General features: G+C 61.4%; 3 protein-coding genes. All 3 read right to left on the minus strand.

Features of this window, described 5'->3' with window-relative positions; genetic code table 11:
• On the minus strand, window positions 1–416 hold a 416-nt coding region (locus tag ACRXB1_RS34255; protein WP_449494566.1), incomplete at its 3' end, for an ABC transporter permease subunit.
• Window positions 417–431: 15 nt separating this feature from the next.
• Window positions 432–1382, minus strand: coding sequence for a branched-chain amino acid ABC transporter permease (locus ACRXB1_RS34260; protein WP_061998739.1), 951 nt, complete (start codon window positions 1380–1382; stop codon window positions 432–434).
• A gap of 186 nt (window positions 1383–1568) precedes the next feature.
• Window positions 1569–2585: a branched-chain amino acid ABC transporter substrate-binding protein gene (locus tag ACRXB1_RS34265; protein ID WP_449494567.1), complete on the minus strand. Its 1017-nt coding sequence runs from the start codon at window positions 2583–2585 to the stop codon at window positions 1569–1571.
• Window positions 2586–2637 lie beyond the last annotated feature (52 nt).

Below are 2637 nucleotides of genomic sequence, written 5' to 3' on the forward strand. Positions count from 1 at the left end.
TCGTTGCTTTCGTCGCCGCAACTGACCTCGCAGTTCGAGTGGATCGCGCAGGGCACGATGACCCAGATCGGCGCGTGCAGGCCGCCGGGGAACAGGTGCGCGATCCACTCGAACTGCGAGGTCAGTTGCGGCGACGAAAGCAACGCGGCCACATAAGCGCCCACGGCGTAGAACGCGATGTAGCCCAGGTCCAGCAGCCCGGCGAAACCCACCACCACGTTCAGGCCCAGCGCGAGCATGACGTACAGCATCGCGAAGTCGAGCACGCGGACCCAGTAATTGCCGCCCGCGGCGCCGATGATCATCGGCGCGAGGATCACGAGCGCTGCGACCAGCACGGTAACCGCGTAATTCTTCGCCGTTTTTCTTTCAGGGATGAGCGTGGTCGACGGCTCGATTGGTTGAATTGAAGTCATGCTTGGTCTCCCTGTTTAAGCGCGATCTGCGACACGTTCGCCGAGCAAGCCCGACGGACGGAACACCAGCACGATGATCAGCACCACGAACGCGAACACGTCCTGGTAGTTACTGCCGAACACACCGCCCGTCAGATTGCCGATATACCCCGCCCCCAGTTGCTCGATCAGTCCCAGCAGCACGCCGCCGACCATCGCCCCGCCCAGGTTGCCGATACCGCCCAGCACCGCCGCGGTAAATGCCTTCAGCCCCGGGATGAAGCCCATGTAGAAGTGGGCGTTGCCATACTCGGACGCGATCATCACGCCGGCCAGCGCAGCCAACGCCGAGCCGATCATGAAGGTCGCGGAGATCACGAAGTTCGGGTTCACGCCCATCAGCGACGCGACGCCCGGGTTCTCGGCGATGGCGCGCATTGCGCGGCCGAGCTTCGTCTTGTGCACCAGCAGCAACAAGCCGCCCATTACGAGGAACGCCACCACGATGATCACGATTTCCGTCATCGAGATGACGGCGCCCGGACGATCGGCCGTGGCGGTGATCACGTTGATTGGATCAGTCGGCAGGAGTTGCGGGAAGGCCAGCGGATTGCGGCCCCAGATCATCATGGCGAGCGTCTGGAGAAGAATCGACACGCCAATGGCTGTAATCAGCGGAGCCAGGCGGGGTGCCCGGCGCAACGGCCGGTAAGCCACGCGTTCGATGGTGTAGCCGACCAGCGCGCAGACGACCGCGGCGACCACCAGCGCAATGACCAGCACCAGCGATAACGGCAAGCCCGGAAAATGATTCTGCATCACGCCAATCGCAGAAAGCGCGACCATGGCGCCGACCATCAGCACGTCGCCGTGCGCAAAGTTGATGATGCCGAGAATCCCGTACACCATCGTGTAACCCAACGCGATGATGGCGTAGACGCTGCCTAGCACCAGCCCGTTGATAATCTGCTGGATGAAAATATCCATTGAAGGCTCCTTAGCCCGTGCGACTAGATTTACGCTTTATCGCTGGCCGATAAACCGAAGGGAAGAAAAAAACGCAACGGCACCGCGCGTACTTGAAAAAAAACTCTAAAACGTCTGAAACTGACTACGTATCTAAGGGATTGCCTTGAGTCCCGCGCATGCGCCGCGCGGCGCTGCAACACAGGGTCAGGGCGTTATGACGTCGATGACGTTCTTCTTGTTATCCTTGAAATCGATTAGCGTGATCGCACCGCCGCCTTTCAAATCGCCTTTGTCATCGAACGCGATATGACCCGTCAGGCCATTGAAATCCGTCGAGCCGATTGCCGTCAGCACCTTGGGTGCTTCAACCGAGTTAGCGCGTTTCATTGCGTCGACAATCACGTAGACCGCGTCGTAGGTGAACGGCGCGTAGTCCTGGACCGGGGAGTGGAAACGCGCTTCATAACGTTTCTCGAAGTCCGCGCCTTTATCGAGTTTCGGCAGGCTCACGCCGAGTTCCGTGCACACCACGTTCGGCGACGCGTTGCCCGCGAGCGTCGCCATGTCGGCGGAACAAAGTCCGTCGCCGCCGAGGATTTTCGCCTTCAGCCCGAGCGCCGCCGCCTGTTTCGCGAACGGGCCGCCCGTTACGTCCATGCCGCCGAACATCACTACGTCGGGCTGGACGCGCTTGATTTTGTTCAGGATCGCCTTGAAGTCCCTGGACTTGTCGGTCGTGGCCTCGTGGCCTGCAATCCGGCCGCCGTTCGCCACCACCGCTTTCGCAAATTCGTTCGCGAGACCGCGACCGTAGATGCTGGCATCGTCCACGACCACGATGCGCTTGCCGCGCAGCGTCTTCACCGCGTAGTTCGCGAGGACCGCGCCCTGGCGGGTGTCCGTCGGGATTACGCGAAAGGTCGTCTTGAAACCTTGCTGCGTGTACGCGGGATTCGTCGTGGCCCCGGAAATCTGCGCCACATTCGCGTCGCTGTAGATCTTCGATGCCGGAATCGATACCGCCGAGTTCAGATGGCCGACCACCGCCACGACGTGATCCGCCACCAGTTGCTGCGCTGCTGCGGTGCCCTTCTTCGGATCGGCGGCGTCATCTTGCGCGTCGAGTTCGAGATGGATCGCGTGACCGTAGATCTTCGATGCCGGAATCGATACCGCCGAGTTCAGATGGCCGACCACCGCCACGACGTGATCCGCCACCAGTTGCTGCGCTGCTGCGGTGCCCTTCTTCGGATCGGCGGCGTCATCTTGCGCG

The organism is Caballeronia sp. M23-90 (assembly GCF_053574605.1).